21 protein-coding genes are annotated in these 25,630 nt (G+C 67.7%); 7 read left to right on the plus strand and 14 right to left on the minus strand.

Annotated features, from left to right (window positions below; all coding sequences use genetic code 11):
• Window positions 1–52: 52 nt before the first annotated feature.
• Both EV645_RS31605 and EV645_RS31610 read right to left on the minus strand, forming a co-directional pair.
• Window positions 53–1,360 (minus strand): cation:proton antiporter, encoded by a 1,308-nt coding sequence (locus EV645_RS31605; protein WP_130447700.1) that lies wholly within the window; start codon window positions 1,358–1,360, stop codon window positions 53–55.
• 49 nt (window positions 1,361–1,409) lie between these two features.
• Entirely contained in the window at window positions 1,410–3,938 is a 2,529-nt protein-coding gene (locus tag EV645_RS31610) for a helix-turn-helix transcriptional regulator (protein WP_130447701.1), read from the minus strand.
• 337 nt (window positions 3,939–4,275) lie between these two features.
• Between EV645_RS31610 and EV645_RS31615 the strand changes: the two genes are divergently transcribed.
• Window positions 4,276–4,992: a hypothetical protein gene (locus tag EV645_RS31615; RefSeq protein WP_130447702.1), complete on the plus strand. Its 717-nt coding sequence runs from the start codon at window positions 4,276–4,278 to the stop codon at window positions 4,990–4,992.
• 30 nt (window positions 4,993–5,022) lie between these two features.
• On the opposite strand, the gene EV645_RS31620 is transcribed toward EV645_RS31615, so the two are convergent.
• From EV645_RS31620 to EV645_RS31635, 5 genes are all read right to left on the minus strand, one after another.
• On the minus strand, window positions 5,023–5,472 hold the full coding sequence (locus EV645_RS31620; protein ID WP_198681979.1) for a DUF7144 family membrane protein: 450 nt from the start codon (window positions 5,470–5,472) through the stop codon (window positions 5,023–5,025).
• A 116-nt stretch (window positions 5,473–5,588) separates the two neighbouring features.
• Window positions 5,589–6,242 (minus strand): hypothetical protein, encoded by a 654-nt coding sequence (locus EV645_RS31625; protein WP_130447703.1) that lies wholly within the window; start codon window positions 6,240–6,242, stop codon window positions 5,589–5,591.
• Window positions 6,223–7,047, minus strand: a complete 825-nt coding sequence (locus EV645_RS31630; RefSeq protein WP_157997197.1) for a bestrophin-like domain — start codon at window positions 7,045–7,047, stop codon at window positions 6,223–6,225. Before EV645_RS31630 ends, EV645_RS31625 begins: the two co-directional genes overlap by 20 nt.
• A gap of 28 nt (window positions 7,048–7,075) precedes the next feature.
• Window positions 7,076–8,380, minus strand: a complete 1,305-nt coding sequence (locus EV645_RS41980) for a hypothetical protein (RefSeq protein WP_157997198.1) — start codon at window positions 8,378–8,380, stop codon at window positions 7,076–7,078.
• 88 nt (window positions 8,381–8,468) lie between these two features.
• The gene (locus EV645_RS31635) at window positions 8,469–8,768 is read right to left on the minus strand and encodes a hypothetical protein (protein ID WP_198681980.1); all 300 of its coding nucleotides are present in this window, start codon (window positions 8,766–8,768) and stop codon (window positions 8,469–8,471) included.
• A gap of 238 nt (window positions 8,769–9,006) precedes the next feature.
• Here EV645_RS31635 and EV645_RS31640 point away from each other — a divergent pair, with 238 nt between their 5' ends.
• The 3 genes from EV645_RS31640 (at window position 9,007) to EV645_RS31650 (ending at window position 10,732) form a co-directional block, all read left to right on the plus strand.
• The gene (locus tag EV645_RS31640) at window positions 9,007–9,507 is read left to right on the plus strand and encodes a DUF1269 domain-containing protein (protein ID WP_130447705.1); all 501 of its coding nucleotides are present in this window, start codon (window positions 9,007–9,009) and stop codon (window positions 9,505–9,507) included.
• Window positions 9,508–9,523: 16 nt separating this feature from the next.
• A complete protein-coding gene (locus EV645_RS31645) occupies window positions 9,524–9,967 on the plus strand; it encodes a hypothetical protein (protein WP_130447706.1) in 444 nt (147 codons plus the stop codon).
• 93 nt (window positions 9,968–10,060) lie between these two features.
• Window positions 10,061–10,732 carry a GAP family protein gene (locus EV645_RS31650; protein ID WP_130447707.1) on the plus strand — a complete coding sequence of 224 codons (672 nt, stop codon included), beginning with the start codon at window positions 10,061–10,063 and terminating at the stop codon, window positions 10,730–10,732.
• Here the strand turns inward: EV645_RS31650 and EV645_RS31655 are convergent.
• From EV645_RS31655 to EV645_RS31685, 7 genes are all read right to left on the minus strand, one after another.
• Window positions 10,729–11,685, minus strand: coding sequence for an HAD family hydrolase (locus tag EV645_RS31655; protein ID WP_198681981.1), 957 nt, complete (start codon window positions 11,683–11,685; stop codon window positions 10,729–10,731). The genes EV645_RS31650 and EV645_RS31655 overlap by 4 nt on opposite strands.
• 12 nt (window positions 11,686–11,697) lie before the next feature.
• Complete coding sequence (locus tag EV645_RS31660) at window positions 11,698–14,052, minus strand: arylsulfatase (protein ID WP_130447708.1); 2,355 nt, start codon at window positions 14,050–14,052, stop codon at window positions 11,698–11,700.
• 78 nt (window positions 14,053–14,130) lie between these two features.
• Window positions 14,131–15,903 (minus strand): SulP family inorganic anion transporter, encoded by a 1,773-nt coding sequence (locus tag EV645_RS31665; RefSeq protein ID WP_242000784.1) that lies wholly within the window; start codon window positions 15,901–15,903, stop codon window positions 14,131–14,133.
• A gap of 21 nt (window positions 15,904–15,924) precedes the next feature.
• The gene (locus EV645_RS31670; protein WP_130447709.1) at window positions 15,925–16,854 is read right to left on the minus strand and encodes a polyphosphate kinase 2 family protein; all 930 of its coding nucleotides are present in this window, start codon (window positions 16,852–16,854) and stop codon (window positions 15,925–15,927) included.
• A gap of 98 nt (window positions 16,855–16,952) precedes the next feature.
• A complete protein-coding gene (locus EV645_RS31675) occupies window positions 16,953–19,739 on the minus strand; it encodes a cation-translocating P-type ATPase (protein ID WP_130447710.1) in 2,787 nt (928 codons plus the stop codon).
• A gap of 25 nt (window positions 19,740–19,764) precedes the next feature.
• Complete coding sequence (locus tag EV645_RS31680; RefSeq protein ID WP_130447711.1) at window positions 19,765–21,468, minus strand: SulP family inorganic anion transporter; 1,704 nt, start codon at window positions 21,466–21,468, stop codon at window positions 19,765–19,767.
• Window positions 21,465–22,976, minus strand: coding sequence for a DUF2252 domain-containing protein (locus EV645_RS31685; protein WP_130447712.1), 1,512 nt, complete (start codon window positions 22,974–22,976; stop codon window positions 21,465–21,467). Before EV645_RS31685 ends, EV645_RS31680 begins: the two co-directional genes overlap by 4 nt.
• A gap of 269 nt (window positions 22,977–23,245) precedes the next feature.
• Between EV645_RS31685 and EV645_RS31690 the strand changes: the two genes are divergently transcribed.
• From EV645_RS31690 to EV645_RS31700, 3 genes are read left to right on the plus strand one after another with little or no spacing between them, the layout of a single operon-like run.
• The gene (locus EV645_RS31690; protein WP_198681982.1) at window positions 23,246–24,532 is read left to right on the plus strand and encodes a diacylglycerol/lipid kinase family protein; all 1,287 of its coding nucleotides are present in this window, start codon (window positions 23,246–23,248) and stop codon (window positions 24,530–24,532) included.
• Window positions 24,529–25,113 carry a phosphatase PAP2 family protein gene (locus EV645_RS31695; protein ID WP_130447714.1) on the plus strand — a complete coding sequence of 195 codons (585 nt, stop codon included), beginning with the start codon at window positions 24,529–24,531 and terminating at the stop codon, window positions 25,111–25,113. Before EV645_RS31690 ends, EV645_RS31695 begins: the two co-directional genes overlap by 4 nt.
• Window positions 25,110–25,571 carry a DUF6069 family protein gene (locus tag EV645_RS31700; RefSeq protein ID WP_130447715.1) on the plus strand — a complete coding sequence of 154 codons (462 nt, stop codon included), beginning with the start codon at window positions 25,110–25,112 and terminating at the stop codon, window positions 25,569–25,571. The genes EV645_RS31695 and EV645_RS31700 overlap by 4 nt, the downstream gene beginning before the upstream one ends.
• The last annotated feature ends 59 nt before the right edge of the window (window positions 25,572–25,630 follow it).

A 25,630-nucleotide genomic window follows, 5' to 3' on the forward strand; every position in this document is an offset into this window, starting at 1 on the left:
GATGGGGGAGGGTGTCCTGGCCCCGGTGGCCGTTGCCTGCCGGGCGGCTCCGTCACGGCTGATCGGTCCTGAAGGGTGCTGGAGGTTGCGGAGAATGCTGGGCGGGACGTCGTGATCGGGGCCCGGCGCTCAGGTCTTCCTCAACCTGTTCCAGGTGGACGTAGCGGCGTCCGAGAGGACCGGCCGTGACACCGTGGAGCACCACACTCAGGAACACCGTGAGCGCAACGGCGGCGACGGATCGCTCGACCACCGGGAGGTTGCCGAGCTGCTCGATTGCCAGCAGCGCGAACACGACCGATGCCAGACCGCGCGGGCCGAACCAGCCCATGAATACAACGGTCCTGCGATCAAGACCCGTTCCCAGCAGCGACAGGGCGACCGGAGCCATGCGAACCACGGTCAGGCTCAGTACGGCGTACGCGAGCAGCGTGAGGTCGAAGTTGTGAAGGGCGATCGGCACCAGCGCGGCACCGAAGAGGAACCAGGCGGCGAGGGCGAGGACCTCACCGAGCAGCTCCGGCAGCTCGACGGCGGAGTCCGCGTCGACAGCATCCTGGTCGAGTGCCGCTCTGAAGGCGATGCCGGCGACGAAGGCTGCGATGAAGCCGTTGCCGCTGAACGCGACGGCGAGGGTGAAGCTGCCGAGGGCGGCCGCAAGTGTTCCGAGCCGCGTTGCACCCGTACTCATCCAGCGGCGTCGAGAGCCGATGGACAGCAGCCAGGCGCTCGTCGTACCGACCACCAGGCCGACGACGAGACCGACGGCGAGTTCGAGCAAGGCTCCGCCGCTGTCGTCGGCGACGCCGTCGTGACTCTCTATCCCGAGTAGGCCCGCAGCGACAGCCAGTGTGAACGTGACGACAGGTGTGACGATGCCGTCGTTGAGTCCGCTTTCCACATTGAGTGCGCGACGCAGGCGCACGGGGATCCTGCGATCGTTGATCACCTGCGCGCTGAGTGCAGCGTCAGTGGGAGCCAGCGTGGCGCCCACGAAGCCTGCCAGTGCCCAGGTGAAGTCGTCGAAAAGCCAGGCGGCCAGGAGAGAGCCCAGGATCACGGACACCGGAAGGCCGAACGCGAGCAGACGGCCGGGTAGGCGAATGTCTCGTTTGAGTCGTGACACGTTGACTCTGGCAGCATCCGAGAACAACAGCAGCGCCAGCGTCAGCTCCGCGATCAGGTGGATGGACGGCGCCTCGACGTCCACCGAGAGCGGGCCGCTGTCAGGATTCCCCAGTGCGTAGCCGGCGACGGCGAACACGAGCGGGCCGGTGATGTTCAAGCGGGCCAGGAGATCCGAGGTCACTGCCCACACAAGGACGAGGAGCGCGAGGACCGCGAAGGTTGCCTCTGTCACCTGTCACCTCCGGGAGCCGGCGGACCGTTCAACCTGGTGCGGCGGCTTGTCAGGTCTCGGGGCGTTGGGGCAGCAGTCCCAGGTCCCATGCTCGCCGTACTGCCTCATTGCGCCGGGAGGCGCTCAGCTTGCGCAGGATGCTCCGTACGTGGCTGCGGACCGTGTTGACCGAGACGTGCATGGTGTTGGCGATCTCTTCGGTTGTCAGTAGTTCGGCGAGGTACCGGAGCACCTCGTGCTCCTTGCTGCTCAAGGTGTTGGTGACAACCAGTTCGTAGCGGGTCCGGCTCGATTGATCCGCCGCACGCTCGCGCCCAGGTCGCGGCGCGTGGAGCCAGGCGTGACGTCGCATCAATTCATTGGTTGGCTGGAGCAACTTTCGCAGTTGTGGCGGTGTGTGCGAGAACGGACGGCGGAAGTGTTCGGGTGCGGCCAGCCTCAAGGCGCGCTCGACCTGGACGCTGCTCCGGCGGGAGTCGCCGGTTCTGATCGACTCCGCGGCTTGAACCAGGTACCTGTCGATCTGTGTCTCCAGGGACGTGGCGCGGTGGCCGACCGCGGACGTCGGGGCAGGACCCTGCTGGCCGGCCTCGGTAGCCGCCCGCTGCAGCACCAGGATCGATTCGACCTGGTCGCGGCCAGGAGAGTCCTCGATCACGGCGATTGCCTCATGCGGCAGGTGCTGAGCCACGAGAATCTTCGCCTCGTCGAGGACGAGGGACTGGCCGAGCCAGTCGTCGATCCCCGCACCGTAGCCGTCGGCGGCCGCCCTGAGCTCAGCACGGGCCACCTCAGCCTGTCCGCCCGATCGGAGCACTCTTGCGCGGACCAGAGCCCCGAAGGCGGCCAGCATGCGTGCATCGAGCGTCGGTACGGCGTCCCCGGCGCGATGCACCAGGTCCCGTGCTGCCGTGACCTCACCCCGGTCGACGCTGACCCAGGCTCGGGCCACGATCGCTGACTGCGGCTCATCGAGGTGACCCCCGGCCTCCGCCATCGCGGTTGCTTGCTCGGCGAGCTCGCCGGCCCGACGCAGATGTCCCCACACCGCCTCCACCAGCGCGGCCATCCCCAAGACGTGCGCCAAGGCCTCGTGCAGACCGGCTTCGTCGGCGATCGCGATCGCCTCGGCGAAGGCCTCCGAGGCTCCAGGGAGGTCCCCCCGCTCGAGCAGGACCCTACCTTTGCATCCGGCAACGAGTACCTTCGCCTCCGGAGGCGGGCCGCTCGATCCGGCCGATGCCGCTCGGAGCGCGGCCTCGGCGGCGAGGCTCGCGTCCAACGCCTTGGTTACATCGGCCTCGAGACTCGTACAGATCGCCTCCAGCACGGTGATGGCCAGATCGTAGAAGCGGGTCGGAGGCAGGACACCTCGCTCCAGACTGGTTCGGGCCTTGCTCAGTTCCGCGGCGCACACGTCGATATCGAAGGCTGCCAGCGCTCGAACGGACCGGACCACGGCGGCACCCGCTCCGTCCAGGTCGTCGGGAAGGTCAGCGACCAACACTGGCAGGAGCGCCCGCCGGGGCCCGACAAGTAGCTTCGCGAAGTCGAGATCCTCCACCAGATACCGTGCCGCGTCGCCCCACTCCAGGGCCGTGATGGCGTGGCGGACCGCTGTCAGCCGGTGCCCGTTCTGTGCGAACCAACCGGCAGCGGTTCGGTGCAGCTCGGTGACCAGATCCGGCCGCTCGAACAACAGTTGGGCCCGGAGGAACTCACGGAAGAGTGACTGGTACCGGTAGCAGCCGTCGGTCCCCGGAACGCGCCGGATGAACGCGTTCTCATGCGACATGAACTCCAACGACCGGCGGTCACAAACGCGACTCGTCAGCGCCTCGGCCAGCGCAGGCCAGAGCTGGTCGACGATGCAGGTCCGGAGCAGGAACTCCCGCTGCACACCCGGCTGCGCTTGGAGTACCTCGGTCATCAGGAACGCCGACACGTTCCCGATGTCGCCACGGAACGCTCGGATCGTCTGGGCGATGTCGGCCGTTCCGGCCAGGTTCATCGCCGCGAACGCCAGACCCGCCGGCCAGCCGTCCGTCCTCGCCCGGAGCTCGGCCACCTCGACCGGTGCCAGATCAAGATTCTCCCGCCGCATCAGCTCGGTTGCCTCCTCCGCCGTGAAGGCGAGGTCGGCCGCGCGAATCTCCGTCAGCATCTCCGCCAGCCGATAGCTGTGAAGAGGCAACGGCGGGTCCGCGCGGGTCAGCAGGACGATCCGTATCCTTGCGGCATCGTCGCGGATGACGCGGTCGAGGCTGTCCCCGAGTTCGGGCGTGAGGCAGAGGTCGCCGCAGTCGACCACGAGGACCAGCGCAGGATCTTCTGCGCGGGCGGCAGCTCTGCGACGGAGACCGTCGAGCACAGACTGCATCGAGGCCGCAGTCTGTTCATCGGCGGCGTCCACAGCGACGTGCTCGACCGGGCCGGACCAGGTGCCGAGTGCCTCCCACGAGAGCAGGAGCATCGTCTTTCCGAAGCCCGCCGGCGCACTGACAAGCGTCAGCGGCCGCCGTACTCCTCGGCTCACCAAGTCCAGAAGACGCTGCCGTACGACGGTCCTCCAGAGCATGGCCGATGCTCCCGCCAGCGGCGTCTGCCCATCCTCGCGAATCGGGGTCCAGCGATGTCCGCGCCCTTTGTCTGCCTGTTGACCCCCCGGCATCTCCCCTCCCGGCGATTGACTACCGACCATGCTGCCCCAGGACTGAGCGGGGTAGCTCACCCCGCAGGGATGAGGCGTGGTCCACCGTCGCCTGGGCCAGACTCATGACCGCTTGCGGGCGCAGGGCTCTGAGCGGTTCTCACCCCGGCGGGAGGAGGCGACGACCTGCCGGCCCCGTGCATGCTGACGCTCTGAGCTCGGTGGCGAAAGACGCGATCGAGAACCGGGGCAAAGGACTGAGAACGTGAGCGAGATGATGCGGTCATCCGGCGCCGATGGATCCGAACCCAGCACCTCCCGCGGCCGCGGCCGAACTGTCCGGATGTGGTGCGTCGACCTGGCTGTCACAGCGGGCCTCGTCTGTGCGATCGGCAACTGGGGTCTGGGACGCGTGCTCATCAGTGTGTTCGTTGTCGCGATGGTGACAGCAGTCATCGCCTCGTCCACCTGGGAAGGGCATGGGCGGCCCGCGGCGCTCAGCATCGCTCGGGTCACCTTCGCCATCGCGCTGATCATGCCGGCCGCCGTGGGCCTGATAGCGGTCCTCGGCTTCGCCGGCGTCTTGATCGTGCTGGCACTGGCGGCGACCACGCCGGCTCTCACCTCGCGCTTCCGGGCGCGACGGCGCGCGCAGGCGGATGCTCCCGTCGTACATCCGGAGCGGGCGACACCCCGCGACCCCGCGACGTCGCCCGCCGACGGTCCTGCGGACGCCCCGGAGCGAGAGCTCAGTTCCCTCGCCGACGTGGAGTTGTGCCTGATCTGGCGCCAGAGCTTCTTGCTGCTGGAGACTGCCCGTACAGCTGCGGAGCGCCAGTCCGTCGTCGAACTGCGGCAGCTGTACCTCGACGAGCTCCATCGGCGATCTCCGGAGGGTTTCGCGGCCTGGCTCGCCTCCGGCGCACGAGCATCGGGAAACCCGTTTCCGTATGTCGACGATGCCCGGCGCCGAGCAGGCTGAGTCCAGGACTCGAGCGCAACGAACCGGCCGTCAGCTGGTGAAATCGCGGACATCGCGTCCGTGTACGGCCAGCGCCCAGATGACGAAGATGTCGATGGCGATGATGGTCAGCGCCCAGAACGGGTAGTACGGGATGAAGGTGAAGTTGGCCAGAGCGCTCAACGACGCCAGGACGATGGCCACCACCCGCGCCCAGGTCTGGCCTGCCATGACCGCGAAACCTGCCACCATCACCAGGACGCCGAACAGCAGGTGGATCCAGCCCCACGCGGTGGCGTCGAACTGGAACAGGTAGTTGCGGGTGCTGACGTAGAACTCGTTCTGGAAGAGCGCCACCAGACCGGAGAAGATCTGGAAGCCTCCGGCCAGGACCATCATGACGCCGGCGAACAGGACGAACCCGATTGCCCAGCCGCTGACCTCGTGTTCCTCGCCCGCGCTTTCGTAATGCGATGCCGCTGCACCGTGTGCCACTGTCATTCACTCCCTTGTGCCACGTCGTGATCGAACCGTTCCGCCGTCGCGGAGGGTGACACCAGGCTGTCGAATCACCTCGGGCGCGGCATCATCCTCAGGGGACGAGCCGGGCCACCTGCTCAGATCTCGACACTGACCGGGAAGGTGGCGATCCAGGCGATGGCGATGACGAAGACGAGGCAGCCGATCCCGATGAGGATCCAGCGCAGGCGCCGGCCGGCGATCTTGGTGCTCATCCCGGCGAAGAACAGGACCACGGCGTACAGGACGACCGTGAGCACATAGTTGCTGGCTGTTTGGAGGTCGCGGAGGACCTCGGCCGTGGAGGCCGCCGCGGCCGCGTCGAGCCGTTCGGCCTCCTGGTGCGACGCGAGCTGGTACTGCGGCATGGCGAACGGCGTCGGCGGCGCATCCGGGTTGGTGGACGGCCGGGTCGCCATCCAGGCGTTGAACGCGGGCCGGAACTCCGGGCGGAAACGGTGGGCGTAGAAGTCGGCGATGTCGGCCTCACCTCGGCGATCCGCGTCCACCCAGGCGATGAACGTGGCGACGTCCACCTGGCTCTGGGACTGGGCCAGGCCTTGGGCCCGGGCAGCGTCGATCCTGATCGCGTTGAGGCGGCCGGCCACCTTGGCCTGTTCTCCCGTCCACCTGGTCGCCTGGTAGCTGCTCCACGACGTACCGAGGGCGGCGACCACCAGCAGGATGGTGACGAGCACCTCCTGCCAGGTCCGGCCGCGCCCGGGCCGCTCGTCAGCGCCGGCTGCCGTCATCCGCGCACGGAAGAGTCACGTCGAGCCCGAGCAGCTTGACCTGCGTGTCGATCAGGCCGATGGTTCGTACCATCGCTGTCGGCTGCAGCCTGCCGACGCCGGCGCCGTGTGGATGGTCGAAGAACACCAGCAGGAACAGCAGGAGGGTGATGACGACCGTCACGCTGCCCATCAGGATGCCCTGCGTCAGCGCGCGCTCGCCCGGGTCGGCGAAGAACAGCAGGTACACGAAGATCACCACCGAGATCACCGACAGGACCAGCCACACGGGCGCCGGGATGATCCCCTCCGCCCCGTGCACCCTGTCGATGCGCGCCTGCTCCCGATCGGCGGTCTGATCCATCCAGCGGTCGTACGCCGACTGCTCGGTCGGAGTTCGCGGATCGACGGTCGAGATCGTCCGGAACATCTCCACGCCCCACGGGTTGACCGAATTGCCCAGCGTGCCTGTGTTCAGCGCATTCCACTCGACCCCGGCCACGGACCGTGCGTAGCAGCTCAGCTCACCGGTGAGCTCCGCACGCGTCTTGCCGGGCATGAACTGGGCCGTCTGAAGCTGCTGCGCCACGATCGTCGCCTCCGACTCGGCGCCGGCTCGCGACTGGTCGTACGACGTGAACGACAAGAAGATGATGAAACCGAGCAGCACGGAGAACCCGGTGGCCAGCACGCCGAAGACACCCGAGGCGCGATCACCGTCACTGAAGTAGCTGCCTTTCGGCGCCCGCCTGCGCACGAGAAGCATTGCAGTGACGGTGACCGCCGTCGAAACGACCATGACCAGAGCGGCCCAGACGATGTTCATGTGCGCCCGCCGCCGCTGCCACAGCCGGCTAGTTCGCGGTTCCGGGAACGGCTTCGGCCGGTGGGACGGGACGGGAGGCGGACGAAGCCCGGCCGGCGCCGACCAGGAGCTGCACGACGACCAGCAACAGGGCCACGAGCGCGAGCGACCAGAACAGCCTGCCGGTCGAGATGTTGTTGCCCCAGAGCAGTACGACGGCGCCCAGCAGGCCGACGGCCACGCGCAGCCACCGGGCGTTGACCGCGACCCACCGGCCCGCGGTGCCGACCGGACCGTTGGACAGGGCCGCGCCGATACCTTCCAAGCCATCGCGGATGGCAGCGCGTACGGCGGTGCCGGACTTGTTGGGTCCCGTGAACCAGCCGATGACAATGATCGCCAGAGCCAGCCGGAAGAACACTTGCCGGCCACGCTCGAGGTAGGACAGCAGCGTGTCGTAGAAGACCGCGCTCGCCGGACCGAACGTCGTACCCGACAGTGCGTCGATGAACAACTGCCGTCCGACGGTCAGCGCCGCGGCGATCAATAACGCGTTCACCGCCAGCAGCACCCCGATGATTACCGTCGTCCGGGGACGCCGGCGCGAGAGCACCAGCGCAAGCAGATAGAGCCCGGCCACCACCACGATCAGCCATTGCGCAACCGGGTTCGCGAACGCATAGATCGTTCGCAGCTGCTTCACCTGCGGCGCTTCCACCAGCACGATCTGCTTGTCGACGTCGGGGACAGGCACGTTCTGCAAGATCGTGAGGCCTCGATCGACCAGGCGTTGCTTGACCTGGTCGATGACCTGAGAGACGTCGAGGACGATCTGTTCATCCTGCAGCGAGACGGCTCCGGTTTGATCACCCTTCAGGATGCGCTGGAGCGTCTGCTGGGCCCTGGTGTTGGCGGCTGTCCAGAGGTCGGCGAACGCATCCGACGCGAGGAACTCCCGGACCTGGCGGTCGATCAGGCTGTTGATCGCGCCGGACAGCGGCCCGACCAGTCGCTGCAGACGCGGACGGTCGGTGATGACACCTGCGAACACGGCGTTGAGGAGCGCCTCGATGTCGACCTGTTCCTGGATCGTGTCGGTGACCTTCGTAGCGATGGCGTCCTGCACCTCCGGCGAGTCCACCAGCGGGCCGACGGTGTTCACGTAGCGCGTGGTGTCGTTCAGCGTGCGCTGTCCCCAGTACGCGATCGCCGCCGGAGTGGTCAGCAACGCCGCCAGCACCAAGCAGACGATCACCGCGGCCGAACGCCCCTTCGAGGGCCGCTTCGCCTCGGCTGTCCCGGCCGGCACGCCGCTTTCTGTACGTCCGGACAGCGTTGGGTCTGGAACAGCCATGCCGCGCCTCCTCGCCGCTCGGGCTAAGGGATCGATCGTCGCCGCCACGGGCGAACGGAACCTCACCCCGCGTGGATGAACCTCGGTGTCAGGCCTGGACGCCGCCCGGGTAGCCGGGGGCCTGGCGGCGCTGGGTCCAGCCGGCGCCCCAATGGACGATGTCTAGGAACCCGGCGAAGACGACCCAGAACCAGTCGAAGCCGGTCAGGCCGCCCCCGGTGTAGAGGACGACGTACATCAGCGTCGCAAAGGGTAGGAAGATGATGCCGAGCAGTGGCCAGAACCACGAGTCGAAGGCGGCGTCCACCAGTTTGGGGCGCGCCACCCAGACGAACAGCAGTGCCAGGCGCGGAAAGACCCCGGCAAGCAAGGCGAAGAAGCACCCCATGTCATTCCTTTCGCGCTTTCCCAGGCACCCCCGGTGGGGCGACAGCCGACTTGGATCGTTGCGCGAGGGCCGATGGTGAGCATCATCCGCGCGGGGTGATCCGACCCGGGAGGGCACGCCGCTCGGCGTACATAGTCCGCCCGGGGTGAGGCTTTCCACCCGGGGTCGAGGCGATGGTGAGGGCGAGAAGTACCGCGACCGCGCGCGGTCGCGGTCGCCCGATCCAGAGGAGAGACCCGTGGGATCTGACAGCAAGGCTCCAGTCGATCTGTACATCGCCGCCTATCCGGACGCGGGCGCAGCGCAAGGTGACTGGGACGCCATCAAGCAGGCCGCTTCGGACGATGTGATCAAGGTCGACGGACTCGTCCTGGTCAGCCGTGACTCCGACGGCAAGATCCACGTCGACGACGATTTCCACACGGCGAGGAAGGGTGCGATGTGGGGCGCGGTAGGCGGTGCCGTCGTCGGGCTGATCTTCCCGCCGAGCCTGCTGGCCGGCGCTGCGATCGGTGCGGGTGCGGGACTCGGTATCGGCGGCCTGAAATCCCACCGGGAGAAGAAGGCGATCAAGGCTGACGTCGAAGACGCCTTGCCGGTCGACAGTTCGGGAATCGTGGCGCTCTTCGAAGAGACGTGGGTGACGGACGTCGACAAGGCCCTTTCGCACGCCGCCAAGCTCACCAAGCACGAGGTCGACGCGGACAGTGCCGCGGAGGTCAAGAAAGCCGCGGAGTAGTCGCGGGGGAGCGGTCATGCCGCGAACCGGCGTACGTCGAGCGGTCGTCGGCGCTCTGCTGGCCGTCGTCCTGCTCGTCGTACCAATGGCCTGCAGCGACAGTTCGACGCCGGCAGCAGGGGAGCCGACGGCGGACTGCGCTGCCTCGTCGGCATTGAAGTCCTCGCTGGACACGCTCACGAAAGTAGAGCCGCTACAGGACGGTCTCACCGCGCTGAACGCCGCCGTGGCCGACGTCAAGACCAGCCTGAACACCGCGGCAGCCTCGGCATCGGACGCACTGCGGCCCGCCGTAGACGGCGTCAAAACGGCGTTCTCGGAGTTGGAGACCGCGGCCAGTGGCCTGACCGCGGACAACCTCAGACAGAAGGGGCCGGCGATCAGCTCGGCGCTCAGGCAGGTGGGCACCGCGGCGACGTCGTTGGGCACCGCGTTGAAGGAGAGCTGTCCAGCGCGCTGACCGTCGGCCATCACAAGGAGCCACAGGGATGCCCAGCTCGACGGCAAACAGCGGCCCTGAACGAGTGCTGACAGGCGGTGCGGAGGGGTAGGTATGGGCGGTGTGCTCGGGGAGATCCTTCCCCTCGCGCTGGGTGTCGCGATCAGTCCGATCCCCATCATCGCGGCGATCCTCATGCTGCTGTCGCCGAACGCGAAGACTACCGGCGTCGGGTTCCTGGGCGGCTGGATCGCCGGGATCGTCGTTGCGATCGTGTCCTTCACCTTGCTCTCCGCTGCCCTGCCCGAGGACGACTCGGACGCATCGCGCCCGATCCAGGGCACGATCAGACTCGCCCTCGGCATACTTCTGATCCTCTTGGCCGCCAAACAGTGGCGGGGCCGTCCACACGGTCAGGCAGCTCCCGAGTTACCGAAATGGATGTCGGCCATCGACACGCTGACACCGGTCAAGGGCATCGGCCTCGGCCTTCTCCTGTCCGCGCTGAACCCCAAGAACCTCATCATGGCGGCCGGGGCGGGCATCGCGATTGGTGCCGGCGGCATCGACACCACGCAGACGGTCGTCGTCATCGCTGTCTACACGGCGATCGCCGCGGCTACCGTCGCGCTGCCTGTCATCGCCGACCTCGCGGCCGCCGACCGAATGGCCCAGCCACTCGAGACTCTGCGCGAATGGCTGGTCCGGGAGAACACGGTGGTTATGGCCGTCCTTCTCCTCGTCATCGGCGTCGTCATGATCGGCAAGGGGATCGGGAGCTTCTAGTCGTCGCGGACTTTGTCGGCGAAGACGGTTGCCCAGTCGTTCTTGATGCTGACCACCGTCCAGTCCTGGGTGCGGGCCTGCTCGAGTGACGCCTCGGCTCCGGCGGTGTAGCTGAACTCGCGTTCCTCGTCGTCGTGCAGGATCAGCAACCGGAGTCCGGGACGCGAGGGACGCCCGGCGTACCTGAGCATCGGGACGTCGCCGTTGGAGTTGCCGCCGGCAACGACAGGTCGCCGGCCGGTCCGGCTCCAGATGCGTACCGGTTTCATCGGGCCGTCGTCGAAGCCGTCCATCTTCGCCTCGTAGACGATCGAACCTCCGGTGTCGTCACCGCGGTACCTGAGCCCGGCCGAGCTGCCGATGACGCGCTCGGCCGGGATACCGTAGACCTCCTCGGTGATCGGTCGCATGAAGTCGCGGTCGCCCCCGGACGCGATGTAGGTCGTGAACCCGTAGGCCTCCAGGTAGCGCAACAGTTCGACCATCGGGACGTAGGTGCACTCCCGGAGCAGCCGCCCGAGCATCGGGTGTCGCGCCGTCCGGAGGAAGCGCTCGGCGATCTCCGCGTAGGTGTCGACGCTCATGTCGGCGAACGTCTGGAGGATGCCGTCCAGGAGTACCTTCAGATCGCTGTCGTCGCCGTGGTAGTGCTTGGTGATCATGTCCCCGAGCCAGGCGTAGTCCTTGTCCCGGGCAGCCTGCCACGGCTGCTGTGCGCGAAGGCTTGAATCCTGTTCGGCCGTCTCGGCGAGCTGCTGGAGGATGAAGCCGAGTTCGACCGGCATCGGCTTCTCGCACCACAGTGTGCCGTCGTTGTCGAACACCGCGATTCGCTCGGAGGGCGGGACGTACTGCGCCCCGCCCTCCTGCACGGCTCGGTCGACGTAGTCCACGATCACCTGTCGTGCCGGGGTGTCCCGCCAGGACGCCAGCAGGGCGTGATCAGTCGTCACAGCCGGGATCTCCTACTCTCGCATCAGCATCAGGGCGGCTTCGCGTTCGAGATCCATGTACGGCTCACCGCTGACGTCGACGGCCACCCGGTTGATCGTGCCGCCGGTGAAGTAGTGCGGCGGCTCGCCCGGGTAGTCGTCGGTGATCGGCTCGCCGCCGTGCCTGCCGACGTACAGGCCTGAACCCGCGATGGCGAAGGCTCCGAGCTGGGTCTTGATGTGTCCCTCGCCGACTTTCTCGTCCCCGTGGAAGAGCGAGAGCGTTCCGGTCGCGGCGTCCGGGTCCATCCCCTGCTTCTCGAAGGAGGCCGACAGGATCAGGTTCTTACCCGTCGGGATGTCCTTCGTCCCGACGATCTGCTGCTCCAGCGCGCCGACGAAACTGTTCACGTAGTGGAGACGATTGTTCTTCACGTACAGCGCATGGCCACCGAATCTGGCCCCCATCGCGAACAACACACCTTCGGCTCCCGGCGCCGGGATGTCGACCAGCGCGCCGATCGTGAAGGAGCGGTTGCGGGTGTTGACCGCCTGCCACTCCGACACCGGGGCGGTGTCCGGGTAGTACACGTACCGGTCCTTCGGCGCGCTCAGCTGGGGCCGTGGGGTGGTGAGGATCTCCAGCGCGGAGCGATCGTCGAGCGGGAACGCGTTGTTCGCCCCGGCCTCCGCGAACCAGATGTTCACCAGCTCGCGCAGCTTGTCCGGCTGCTCCGCCGCGAGGTTCTTGATCTCGGATCGATCCACCTCGACGTGGTACAACTCCCATTCGTCGGCGTTGAAGTTGGCCCAGCCGGAAACGGTCGGGTGGGTGGTGACCGCCTTCCACCCCTCGTGGTAGATCGAGCGGGATCCCAGCATCGAGTAGAACTGTGTCTTTCGTCCGGACTCTGCGGATGCGTCGTCGACGCTGCCGCGCATGCTCACCCCGTCGAAGGTGCTCTGGGTGTGCCCCTTGATCGTCTCCGGCGCTTCGACGCCCAGTACGTCGAGAATCGTCGGGACGATGTCGATCGCGTGGTGGTACTGGTGACGGAGCTCGCCGCGTGCCCGGACGCCCTTCGGCCACGAGATGATGCAGGGGTCAGCGGTGCCGCCGTTGTACTCGTACCGCTTCCACATCTTGAACGGGGTGTTGAAGGCCATCGCCCAGCCGTTCGGGTAGTGGTTATAGGTCCTGGTGCCACCCAGGTCGTCGAGCTTGGCGAGGTTCTCGGCCAGGTCGTCGCGGATCCCGTTGGCGAACTTCATCTCGTTGACCGAGCCGTTCGGACCGCCTTCGCCGCTCGCACCGTTGTCGGACACGACCACGACCATGGTGTTGTCCAACTGCTCGATCTGCTCGAGGTAGGCGAGCAACCGGCCGATGTGGTGATCGGCGTGCGCGAGGAATCCGGCGTACACCTCGGCCATCCGGGCGAAGAGGCGCTTCTCGTCGGCGTTCAGCGTGTCCCACGGCCGGGTGTAGTCCAGCTCCGGGAACGGCTGGTGGTCCGGGCCGCTGCGCGTCTGGGGCGAGCCGATCGGATTCAGCGGTGCGACTTCGGTGTTCTCCGGTACCAGACCGAGCTTCTTCTGGCGCGCCAGCGTCTCGTCCCGCATCGCCTCGTACCCCTGGTCGAAACGGCCGGCGAACTTCTCGATCCAGTCCTTCGGTGCGTGGTGGGGTGCGTGGCAGGCGCCAGGCGCGTAGTACAGGAGGAACGGCTTGTCCGGAGCGATCGCCTTGGCGTCCTTGATGAACTCGATCGCCTTGTCGGTGATGTCGTCGGTCAGGTGGTAGCCCTCCGCGGGGGAGCGCGGCGGCTCGACCGGGTGGTTGTCGTAGACGAGGTCGGGATACCACTGGTTGGTCTCGGCCCCGAGGTACCCGTACCACCGCTGGAAGCCCCGGCCGGACGGCCAGTTGCGGCGCGTCGACGCGAGGTTCATCTCGTCGGTCGGGCACAGGTGCCACTTGCCCACCATGTAGGTGTTCCAGCCGCGCTCTCCGAGGATCTCCGAGAGCATCCCGTTCGCCGGCGGGATCGTGCCGCTCGCGTTCGGGAATCCGATCGCCGCTTCGGTGATGCACGCCATGCTGTTACGCGTGTGGTTGCGGCCGGTCAGCAGACACGACCGGGTCGGTGAGCACAGCGCCGTCGTGTGCCACTGGGTGAAACGCACCCCGCGAGCGGCGATCGCGTCGATGTTAGGGGTCTCGATCGGCCCGCCGTAGCAGCTCATGGCCGAGTAGCCGACGTCGTCCAGGACGATGTAGACGACATTCGGCGCACCGTCCGGCGCCTTCGCCGGCTCGAACGGCGACCAGTCCGGCACTGAGTCGCGAATATCGACGTTGATCGATCCCCGGAACTGCACAGGCATGACGTCCTCCATCTTCGATGTCAGTCCAGGCTCGATCTCCTGCGGTCCCGAGTCGTCACCCCCGCGGGATGATCCGGCTCACCGCCGCGAATCCTGGTCGTCGGTCTTCGGCTGCGGACTGTGCCAGCTCGCGCCCGTCTGCCGTACGTATTCGGCGACAGCCGCGTCGAGGGTCGGGAGGAAATGCGCCGGGTTGATCGTGCGGGTGAGCTCGTACCGCTCGATCTTCGAGCGGACCGGATCCTTCAGCTCCGCGAACACCAGGGAGACATCGCGCGCGTTGAGCCAGGCGTCCAGCTCCTGCAGCATGTCGGAGGCCGTGGTGTCGACGTCGGTGATCGGCTCGGCGGCCACGATGATCCACCGGACCTCGGGATCGTCCGAGGCGATCTCCCGCACCTTCTCACCGAACATCCGCGCGTTCGCGAAGATCAGCGGTGCGTCGAAGCGGTAGACGACCAGACCAGGGAGGAGCTCGGCGTCGGGATAGCTCTTGGTGTCGTGCAGGCCGGCGATTCCTTCCACCCGGCCGAGCTCGGCCTCGTGCGGCCACCAGGCGCGGCGGAAGACGTTCAGGATCGACAGGCCGACGGCAATCAGAATGCCGGGCAGGACACCCAGCAGGGCCACGCCGAGCAGCGCGATGATGGACAGCCCGAACTCGGTCTTCCGCTGATGCCACAACCGGCGCGTCCCGGCGATGTCGGCCAACGACAGGGCGGCGGCGATGACGATCGCGCCCAGGGTCGGCTGCGGCACGTACTGCATCAGAGAGGTGGCGACGACCAGGACCACGGTGATCGTCGCGGCGCCGACGATACCGGTCACCTGGGACCGGGAACCGGCCTGCTCGGCGACCGCCGTGCGGGACCCGCTGGTGCTGACCGGGAAGCCTTGGAAGAACCCTGCCGCGATGTTGGCGGCGCCGATGCCGACCATCTCCTGGTTCCCGCGGACCCGGTCGCCCCTGCGGGCGGCGAATGCCGATGCCGTCGACATCGTGTCGGCGAGCGCGACGACAGCGATGGCCAGCGCTCCGACGAACAAGGGTGGCAGATCGCTCCAGCTGACCCCTGGGACAGTGAACGGCGGGAACCCCTGGGGGAGCTTGCCGACCGTGTCGACGTCGTGGGACTGCAGGTCGAACGCGCTGACCAGGATGGAGGCGAGCACCACGATGATCAGGACGCTCGGCAGCTTGCGCAGGAACCGATTCAGCAGCAGGATGCCGGCGAGCGAACCGATCCCGAGGAGCGCGGCCGTCGTGTTGGCGTCGCCGTCCGCGAGCCCCGAGAAGAAGGCGCCTGCCTCGGCCAGCAGCCCGTCGGCGTCGACCGAGAACCCGAACAGCTTGGCCAGTTGACCGATCACGATGGTCAGCGCGAGCCCGTTCATGTAGCCGATCTGGGTCGGCTTCGACAGCAGGTCCGCGACGAACCCGAACCGGGCCAGCCCGGCGACCGTCATCACCACGCCGACCATCACCGCCAGCATCGACGCGAGCGCGACGGCCCGAGCGGGATCACCGTTGGCCAGCAGGAGCGGCGCTATCGTCGCCGCGATCATCGGGCCCAGCGACGAGTCGGGACCGAGCACCAGCACCCTGGACGGACCGAAGACCGCGTAGCCGAGCAGGCACAGGATCGAGGTGTAGAGCCCGGTCACCGGCGGCAAGCCGGCAAGCTCGGCGTACGCCATGCCCTGCGGCACCAGCAGCGCGGACAGGACCAGGCCGGCGACGATGTCCTTGGGCAGCCACGCCCGCTGGTACGACCTGGCCACGCCCGCACCCGGCACGTACTCCTGCCACGCGGGCGTCTTGATCGCCGGGTGCTTGCCGTCGTCGGCCACGTTCGCCGTACCCCCCTCGGCCTACTGTTGCTTGAACGGATCGGCCGCCGCGCCCTCCGGGGCCTGTGCCTCGAGGTCGCGCCTGATCTCCTGCAGGGCTTCGCGTGTCTTCTTCCCGACCTTGGGATAGCGAGGATCGATCTCGATCAGCGTGTTGGCGATCACCGCGGCAGCGGCGATGCGTCCGTACCACTTGCGGTCGGCGGGAATCACGTACCAGGGCGCCCAGTCGGTGCTGGTCCTGGACAGCATCGTCGAGAACGCGCGCTGGTAGTCGTCCCAGTAGTCGCGCTCGCGGATGTCGGCCGCGGAGAACTTCCAGTTGTGGTCGCGAAGGTCGATCCGGCGCAGGAAGCGGGTCCGCTGCTCCTCGTTGGACAGGTTCAGGAAGAGCTTCACAATCATGATGCCGTTGTCGCTGAGGGTTCGCTCCCACTCGTTGATCTCGCGATAACGCCGTTTCCACAGCCCTTTGCGGGATCCGGGCGGGAGTTTCTGCCGGTCGAGGAGTTCGGGGTGCACGCGGACGACCAGCACTTCCTCGTAATGCGATCGGTTGAAGATGCCGATCTGACCGCGTGCCGGTAGGCGCAGCCCGTAGCGCCAGAGGTAGTCGTGATCCAGCTCATCGTTGGAGGGGACCTTGAAGCTGCTCACGGCCACACCCTGCGGATTCACTCCGGTCATGACATGGCGGATGGTGCCGTCCTTCCCGCCGGCGTCGAGCGCCTGCAGGACAACGAGGACACCGTGGGTGTGCTGCGCGTACAGCCGGGACTGGTACTCGGACAGCAGCTCGATGCCCTGGTTCAGCAGCTTGCGGCCGCGCTTCTTCGAACGGATCGTGCCCCTGAAGTCCGGCTCGAAGTCCTTGGCCAGGTTGACCTTCGAGCCCGGTTCGACCCGGAACGGCTCGATGAAGTCGGCGATCCGCCGCTCGCGAGATGTCATGCGCTGTCTCCTGCCTTCGTACTCACCGGCGACACCAGTCGACCGCCCGGCCGAACGTTGTGCATCACCCCGAGCGGACGAGCCGGAACGCCGCGGATCTAGGCTCCGGGCGCGCTCCAGGCACGGGCCGGCGCGACGGCGTGCTCCGGCCCGAGCGCCGTACGCTGCTGCTGCCCGCGCCTCCTGACCAACTTGCTCAACTCGACGACGATCGGCAGGATCGCCGCCAGCCCGATGCAGGTGAGCCACTGTCGGGGAGACAGCGAGACGGTGAGCAGCCCGGTCTGGATCGTCGGCAGCTGGGTCGCCAGGAAAAGCAGGACGACGGGGACCAGGCCGATCGCCAGGGCCTTCACGATCGGTGCTGTCAGACCGCTGGTCGGGTCGCGACGGTTCACCACCGCGTTGAACACAGTCCCCAGCCCCATCACCACGAAGGTCATCGTCATCGACACGCTGCCGTGCGTCGTACTCAGCTCGTCCGGCCCCGCGACCAGCGGCAGAAAGGTGACGACGAACAGCACCAGGGCATAGCAGATCCACGTGATCACCGCGCTGCGGTTCGTGATCGGTACGCCGGCGTCGCGCGGGGGACGATGCATGACGTCGGGATCGCCGGGGTCGACGGCGATGATCACGACACCGACGGCGGTCGCGAAGAACAACAGGAAGAGCACCATCGACGGAGTCATCGCCACCCCGTCATTGATGTCGAACACCGTGGCGGCGAGGAAGAGCAGGACCAGCGACAGCAGTTGCGTCATCTGGTAGCGCACGTACGAGACGACCTTGTCGTAGACGCGCCGCCCGATCTCGACCGCGTGGACGAGCGTGCCGAAGTTGTCATCGGTGAGCACCATCCGCGCGGCCTGCTTGGTGACCTCGCTGCCGCTTCCCATCGCCACCCCGATGTCGGCCTGTTTGAGGGCAGCCGCATCGTTGACGGCGTCGCCGGTCATCGCGACGATCATGCCCTCCTCCTGCATGACCCGGGCGAGCCGCAGCTTGTCCTCGGGCGTGACCCGTCCGAATACGTGCAATGCGGGCAACTGGTGCTTCAGCTGCTCGTCGGTGAGCGCCACCAGGTCCGGCCCGCTGATCGCTCCGGGACCGAGTCCCAGCTCGGCGCCGATCGCCTGAGCCGTGACCGCGTGGTCACCGGTGATCATGCGTACGTCGATACCGGCGGCGAGCGCCGTACCGACCGCGCTCTTGGCCTCCGCGCGCAGCGGGTCGATGATTCCCGCCAACCCGACGAACGACAGCCCTCGGGTCAAGGACATCGGATCGTCGGTCATCGTGGTCAGCTCGTGATCGGCGACCAGCCGGGCCGCGAACGCGAGGATGCGCAGACCCTTGCGGCCCATCCGTTCGTTGGCCGCGGTGATGCCGTCCTGCGACTCCGCGATCGGGACCTGCGAGCCGCTGAGTGGTCCACCCGCTTGGCTGCAGCGCGCGAGGACGACGTCCGGTGCGCCCTTGATCAGCTCGATGACCTGCTCCACGCCGTCGACGGTCACCCGGTGGAACGTCGCCATGAACTTGTACTCGGAATCGAACGGGACCTCCGACAGCCGCGGGTATCTGTGCCGGGTCTCGTCCGCGTCGATGCCGAGCTTCGCGGCCAGCACCACCAGCGCCGCCTCGGTCGGGTCGCCGATCACCGAGCCGTCGTAGCCGACGACTGCGTCGGTGTCGAGTGCCAGCCCGAGGCCGAGCCGGGTGAAGTCGGGGACCGGGCCGCCTGCCACCGAACGGATCGCGCCGCTGGTGCGGTACCCCTCTCCATCGACGGTGAACCATGACCCGTTCACGTACAGCGTCGAGACCATCATCTGGTTCAGCGTGAGCGTCCCGGTCTTGTCGGTGTTGATCACACTGGTCGCACCGAGAGTCTCGACATCGGTGAGGTTCTTCACCACGGCCTTGGCCTCGGCCAGCTGCTTCGCACCGAGCGAGAGCAGGCCCGAGACGAACGCCGGCATGCCGGTCGGTATCGCCGAGATGGCCATGGCGGTGCCGAGCAGCAGCAGGTCCTTGGCCGGCGTCCCACGGATCAGGCCGACCACCACGATCACCGCAACCGAGCCCCAGGCAACGAGTCCGAGGACCTTCGTCAGCGAGTCCAGCTCCCGCTGGAGCGGTGACCGGGTGCGCGTCACCGAGGTCAGCATCGTCGCGATCCGGCCCATCTGCGTCTGCATCCCGGTCGCGGTGATCACGATCGTGCCGGTGCCCCGGGTCACGGAGGTGCTCTGGAACAACATGTTGGTCTGGTCGCCCAGGCCGACGTCGGAGGAGGCCAGTGCGCCGGCGCCCTTCGCGATCGGCGCACTCTCTCCGGTCAGCGCGGCCTCCTGCGCCTCGAGCGTCGCGGACCGGACGATGCGACCGTCGGCGGGCACGATGTCACCCGCCTCGACCTGGACGATGTCGCCAGGAACCACCTGCGTGGCCGCGATCATCGCCACGTCGCCGTCGCGGACCACCCGCGCCTGCGGCACCTGCAGGTTGGACAGAGCATCGACGCTCGCCCGCGCCGTCAACTCCTGGCGGGTGCCCAGTCCTACGTTCAGCAGGATGAGCAGGGCAACGATGATGCCGGTCGAGAGTTCCCCGATCACCAGGCTGACGACCACGACCGCGACCAGCATGAGGTTCATCGGGTCGCGCAGTTGCTGAGTGGCGACGGCCCAGATCGACGGCGGCTTCTCCGCGGCGATCTCGTTCGGACCGTACGACGAGAGCCGGCGCGTCGCCTCGGCTCCCGTAAGCCCTGCATCGGCATCCGAGCCGGCCGCGGCAACCACAGCTTCGGCCGCCAGGGTGTACGGCGCTGCCTCGACGCCAGTCGCCGAGGACGCTGCCATGCCGGTCTCGCTCATGAGTCGCTTCTCCTCTCAGGGACCATCACGGCGCACTCGCAGCTAGGTCGGCCCGGTAGGCGCGGAAGGTCTCCGCCAAGGTCGGGAAGATGTTGTCCTCGCCGATCGCGTCCAGCGTGTGGTACGCACGCAGTGTCGCGAGCAGTTGGGTATCGGGCCGGACAAGCACGAAGCGGGCGTTGTGGGCCTGGCAGTACTTGACCAGGCTGGCCAGGGTCACGCCGGCCGAGTAGTCGATGTCGTCGATCGCGCCGCAGTCCAGCACGACCCAGCGGACGGGGTCGGGAGCGGCGGAGATCACCGACTCGAGGTCGTCGGCGAAGCGATTGGCGTTGGCGTAGAAGAGTTCCGCGTCGTAGCGGAAGACGACGAGACCGGGCAGGCTCTGCGCCCCTGGCACCGCCGGCTGATAGGTCGGTTCGCCGGCCCGGTCCTGACCGATGACATAGTCGCCCGGTGTGTACTGCCGCCGGACGAGGTCGAGCAGCGAGAGCACGACGGCGAGGATGATTCCCGGCTCGACGCCCACGGCGAAAACCGTGACCGTCGTGATGAGAGCCACCACGAACTCGTTCTTGCGTCGCATCCACAGCCGACGAAGGCCGGGCAGGTCGATCAGGCTGACGCCGATCAGGAAGACGATCCCGGCGAGCACTGCGGTGGGCATGTCCGCCAGTAGCCCGGTGAAGAACAGCGTGAACAGCAGCGCGACCGCCGCCATCGTCAGGTTGGCGAGCTGGGTGTGTCCTTTCTGCTCGTCGAGGATCTGCGTCTTGGTCGGACTGCCGTTGACCGCGAAGGTGCCGGTGAGGCCGGCGGCGAGGCTGGCCCCGCTGAGTCCCACGATGTCCCGGTTGATGTCGACCGCATCTCCGTGCTTGAACGCGAAACTGCGGGAGGTGGCAGCGCTCTGGGCGATGATCAGCACCGAGCAGGACACGGCGGTCGGCAGCACCTTGGATACGTCCGACCACGAGATTCCCGACGGCAGGCCGAGCGGCGGGAAGCCGCCTTTGACGGCACCCACGACGGCCACGCCGTGCGCCTGCGCGTCGGTCAGGGCAGAGATGGCAGTCAGCAGGATGACGGCGACGATGGCACCCGGGACGACCGGGATGACGCGTTTGAAGAGCTGGATGATCACGATCGTGCTCAGGCCGAAGGCGAGTGTGCCGAGCCGGACCGAGGAGAGTGAGGTGATCCAGTGCCACTGCTGTTCGAACCAGCCGCCCTTGCCCTTCGGAATGCCGAGTAGGTCGGGGATCTGCCCCGACAGGACCTGGATGCCGACACCGGTGAGGAACCCGATCAGTACGGACGCGCTGAGGAAGTCCCCGACGAAGCCCAGTCGCAGCAGCCGCGCCACGATGAGCAGTACGCCGCAGACGAGCGCCGTCAGGCTAGTGAGGGCAAGCCAGTCGGCCGATCCGGGGGTGACGCCGGCGATACCGAGACCGGTCATGCCCGCGGCGAGCACCGCGGCGGTGGCCGAGTCCGCGCCGACGACGAGCAGCCGCGAGGAGCCCAGCAGGGCGAAGACGAGGGTAGGGAAGATGATCGTGTACAACCCGGTGACGATCGGCGTACCGGCGATGGACGTGTAGCCCATCACCTCGGGGATCGCCACAGCCGCCAGCGTCAGACCGGCGATGATGTCGCGCGTCAGCCAGGCCGAGTCGTAGCCCCGCAACGACTTCGGCACCAGCTTCGTTCCGTCGTACCGGGTCATACTTGCTGGAGAGCTTCGATCCGGTGTGTCCTGATCGCATCGGTGAAGTTTGCGAAGTCCTGCTCGTTCTGGGCGGCGTACCGTTCGGAGAAGTCGGTGATCGACAGGTCGAAGGCATCGTCGTCGCCGAGATACGCAGCGATGGACACCGCGTCGCCCGATCGTGCGTGCGCACGGGCCAGCGTCCATCCGCAGGTGCGGGCGTAGAACGCCATGGTCGCCGGCGCCATCAGCTCCACGAGCGCAGAGCCCTTCATGTCGCGCAGCTGGCGCCAGTAGTAGTAGCGATCGGCCTGCACCCCTTTCGACCAGCCGAGGAAGATGTCGCTGCTGGCCTGCATCAAGCGCTGGCCCTGGACCACTCGCTCGCCCGGTTGCCTGAACGCACTCTTGCGCAAGGGTCCTTCGAGCACCGACCTGGTCGCTTCCTTGACCTGGAGGAACAGCGGATCGTCGCGGTCACGGCCCTGCAGCAGGACGATGAACGCCCGGGTTCCGACGCTGCCGACGCCGACGACCTTCCGGGCCCAGTCGATGATCTCGAAGCGCTCCAGCAGTTGCCGGACGTCGGGCCGAAGGGTGGAACGGTAATCCCGGAACAGGTCGAACACGACGTCCTCGAGCTCTCCGGGCTTGATGCCGTACGCCGTGTGGAGGTCACGGGCGGGGACGATCACCGGCGGGACGCTGACGATGCGGTAGCGGCCGTCGACCTCTTCGCCGAGCTTGGACAGCGCCTGGTCGCTGTTGCGGGAGTGGGCCTTCTGCGCGTTCTTCTCGAACCGCTTCGTGGCCTCTTTGCGCTGCTTGCCCGTCATGCTGGTCGTGTCGTCCGCGCTGCCGCCGTGCTTGCCCTTGTGCTTGTGCTTGCCCTTGCCGTCGCCCTTGCCGTCGCCCTTGCCGTTGGCACCGGCGAGGAAGGCGGCGATCGACTGTTTGATGTCCTCCTCGGAGGTGTGGGCGTACCACACGTCGAGAGTTCTCATCAAGGCGAACTCGGCCATCGCCTCACGGTAGGACGTGACCATGGTCTTCGTGATCGCATGGGCGTCCGACTTCGAGAACCCGTTGTTGGAGGCGGCCACCGTCAGACTCGCTGCCAGGCGTTTGACGTCGTACTCGAAGGGGCCCGGAAGGGTCTCGTCGAAGTCGTTGATGTCGAACACCATCGTTCGCTCCGGCGAGGCGTAGGCGCCGAAGTTCGACAGGTGCGCGTCACCACACAACTGCACCTCGAGACCGGAGGTCGGCGTCAGGGCGAGGTCGACGGCCATGATCTTGGCGGCACCGCGGTAGAACGTGAACGGTGATGCCATCATCCGGCCGTGCCGCACCGGGAGCAGGTCCCCGTCACGCCGCAGGTTCTGCTCCTCGATGAGCGACACCGGGTCCGGGCGGTCGGGGGCGGGAGTCCACCCGGTGTGACTGTCCGGATTGGCTCGCGCGCGCGCCGCCAGACCGCGTGCACTGCGCTCGTCCAGCGTCAGGTGTTCAACAGTCGTTGGCATGATCGGCCACCCTTCTCGCCGTCGCCGGCCGGGCTCGTCGGACGAGCCCGGTCCCCACCCTGCGATCCGCGTACTCCGCCGACGATTCAGCAGAACCAGCGGTCGCCGCATCACCCCGCAGGGAGGATCAGGCCGCGATCCCGGTCGGTCCGGGGACGGATCATCCCGGGTGTGGGATGCCTCGGGCATGGCGGCCGCACAGGATGGGCCTGGCGTCGGGACTCGGCGCCGGAGCGGAGATTCTGAGGCGGTCCGATGGGGTGGAACTCGTGAGGCGCCGGATGGCGGCGGTTGTGGCGCTGGTGGTGGGGGCGGCGACGGCCGTGCTTGCCGTGGCGGTCGCCGTGAATCAGTTTCCGCGGGGGCTCGGTGTGCTCGCCTGCGTTGTGATCGCTGCTGTCGCGGCATGGTTCGGCGTATTGCGTCGAGGGATCGCGCGCGTGCTGGGGCTGACCGTGGCGGCGCTGGCGCTTGCCGGTGCGGTGATCTTCGTTGTTGCGGGCGGGAAGTTCGGTGTCGATCTGTTCGTCCTGGCGGGGCTCCTGGTCACTCTGGCGGCGACTCGAGCCAGCTTTGCCGCCCACGTGGATCTGTCGCGCGTGCCGCCTCCGGAGCATCCGGTGCTGTTCTTCAATCCGAAGTCCGGCGGGGGAAAGGCAGCACGCTTCGCAGTCGCCAAGGAGGCGCGCGATCGCGGCATCGAGCCGATCGAGCTCAAGCGCGGGGACGACCTCGAAACCCTGGTCCGCGGTGCGGTGGCCCGGGGCGCCGACGGACTCGCGATGGCCGGCGGGGACGGATCGCAGGCGGTCGTCGCCGCGATCGCCGCCGAACTCTCGCTGCCCTACGCCTGTATACCTGCGGGCACGCGTAACCACTTCGCGCTCGACCTCGGGGTCGACCGTGACGATGTGGTCGGTGCCCTGGACGCCTTCGTCGACGGCGGCGAGCGGCTGGTGGACCTGGCCGAGGTCAACGGCCGGGTGTTCGTCAACAACGTGTCGCTCGGCCTGTACGCCGAGGCCGTGCAGCGCAGCGGGTACCGCGCCGCCAAGATCCGGACCATCCTCGATACCGTGCCGGACGCACTCGGCGCCGGTGGTAGCGAACTGGACATGCGCTGGACCGGGCCGGGCGGTGACGGACACCGCGGCGGCGCGGCCCTCCTCGTCTCCAACAACCGGTACCGACTCGGTCGCGCGGTGGGTTCCGGCACCCGTCCGCGCATCGACGACGGCGTACTCGGCATCACCGTTATGGGGGCGCCCGCGGGTGAAGGGCAGCGTCAGCGTCCGTGGCGCGAGTGGTCGGCTCCGTCCTTCGAGGTCGATGCCGATCGCCAACTGCCTGCCGGCGTCGACGGGGAGGCACTCGTCCTCGACACACCGCTGCAGTTCCGGATCCGGCCCCGAGTTCTCCGGGTACGCATCGCGCACCAGCACCCCGGCACGTCGCCGTCGGCGCTTGCTCCAGAGGGCCTTCGGGACGGCTTGGCCGAGCTGGTGCGCATCGCGCTCGGCCGGGACGGTCACAGAGTGACGGAAGCCGCTGCGTGAGCGACTCGCCGCACCTTATCGCCGGCTACGACCGCGCCGTCTACCGATCAGTGGCACGGCTGTCGACGCCGGTCCTGGACGAGCCCTTGCGACGGGTGTCGAATTTCGCCAACTTCTCCAAGCTGTGGTTCGTGGTGGCCGGTGCGCTTGCTCTGTGCGGCGGCCCGCGCGGCCGGCGTGCGGCGTTGTCGGGGCTCACCGCGATCGGCGCGACGTCCCTCGTCGTGAACCAGCCGATCAAGAAGCTGACGGGCGAACGCATCCGGCCCGACCGGCCCGGCCTCGGCGTTCCGGTGCAGCGGTGGGTGCGCATGCCTTCCTCGGGATCCTTCCCGTCCGGGCACTCCGCGTCCGCAGCGGCCTTCGCCGTCGCCGTCGGAGGCATGCTGCCCGGGCTGCGTCCGGCGTTGCGGGCGATGGCGTCGGTCGTCGCGTTCTCCCGGGTGTACACGGGTGTGCACTACCCGAGCGACGTTCTGGTCGGGGCGGCCGTAGGAGCGCTGTTCGGTCGGTTGGCCGAGCGGCTGGCGCTCCGCCGGTGGCCGCCATCGCAGCCGAAAGACAAGGAGCACTTGTCATGACAGTTCACCCCGCGCAAGGCGATGCGAACGTGGTGGCAGGCGGCCGGCTGTGGGCCGGCGGTGCGGCCACAGCTGTCGTCGCCGCACTCATCGCGGTCGTCGGCATCCTGATCGCTCGCGGCGTCTTCGGCGTACCCGTTCTCGCACCTGAGGGCGAGGGGACGTGGGGGGACGCGGACACGGGAAAGTACGCGCTGTACTGCGCTGTCGCCGCGCTGATCGCCACCGGCCTGATGCATCTGTTGCTGATCTCCACACCCCGGCCCAGGCAGTTCTTCAACTGGATCATGATGCTGGCCACAGTGGCGGCAGCGCTCGCTCCCTTCGTGACCGAGGGCTCGACGTCGTCGAAGATCGCGACCGGACTGATCAACCTCGCCGTCGGGATCGCCATCGGCACTCTGGTGGGCGGAGCAGCGCGCGCGGCGACGCGCGAGCGCCGTACAGGCCTGCAGTAGCCGAACACCGTCGCCATCTCCTCCTCGCCGGACGATGCGGTACGGGGGATCGGCGGGGC

This window comes from Kribbella rubisoli (assembly GCF_004217145.1).
GTDB classification, from domain to species: domain Bacteria; phylum Actinomycetota; class Actinomycetes; order Propionibacteriales; family Kribbellaceae; genus Kribbella; species Kribbella rubisoli.

Coding starts and splice junctions, on each gene's coding strand:
- EV645_RS31625 (WP_130447703.1), bottom strand. CDS start 6,242: ATGACGGCAGCCGGCGCTGACGAGCGGCCCGGGCGCGGCCGGACCTGG.
- EV645_RS31670 (WP_130447709.1), bottom strand. CDS start 16,854: ATGACATCTCGCGAGCGGCGGATCGCCGACTTCATCGAGCCGTTCCGG.
- EV645_RS31700 (WP_130447715.1), top strand. CDS start 25,110: ATGACAGTTCACCCCGCGCAAGGCGATGCGAACGTGGTGGCAGGCGGC.
- EV645_RS41980 (WP_157997198.1), bottom strand. CDS start 8,380: ATGGCTGTTCCAGACCCAACGCTGTCCGGACGTACAGAAAGCGGCGTG.
- EV645_RS31610 (WP_130447701.1), bottom strand. CDS start 3,938: ATGCTCTGGAGGACCGTCGTACGGCAGCGTCTTCTGGACTTGGTGAGC.
- EV645_RS31620 (WP_198681979.1), bottom strand. CDS start 5,472: ATGACAGTGGCACACGGTGCAGCGGCATCGCATTACGAAAGCGCGGGC.
- EV645_RS31680 (WP_130447711.1), bottom strand. CDS start 21,468: ATGACCCGGTACGACGGAACGAAGCTGGTGCCGAAGTCGTTGCGGGGC.
- EV645_RS31635 (WP_198681980.1), bottom strand. CDS start 8,768: ATGGGGTGCTTCTTCGCCTTGCTTGCCGGGGTCTTTCCGCGCCTGGCA.
- EV645_RS31660 (WP_130447708.1), bottom strand. CDS start 14,052: ATGCCTGTGCAGTTCCGGGGATCGATCAACGTCGATATTCGCGACTCA.
- EV645_RS31650 (WP_130447707.1), top strand. CDS start 10,061: ATGGGCGGTGTGCTCGGGGAGATCCTTCCCCTCGCGCTGGGTGTCGCG.
- EV645_RS31645 (WP_130447706.1), top strand. CDS start 9,524: ATGCCGCGAACCGGCGTACGTCGAGCGGTCGTCGGCGCTCTGCTGGCC.
- EV645_RS31685 (WP_130447712.1), bottom strand. CDS start 22,976: ATGCCAACGACTGTTGAACACCTGACGCTGGACGAGCGCAGTGCACGC.
- EV645_RS31630 (WP_157997197.1), bottom strand. CDS start 7,047: ATGAACATCGTCTGGGCCGCTCTGGTCATGGTCGTTTCGACGGCGGTC.
- EV645_RS31675 (WP_130447710.1), bottom strand. CDS start 19,739: ATGAGCGAGACCGGCATGGCAGCGTCCTCGGCGACTGGCGTCGAGGCA.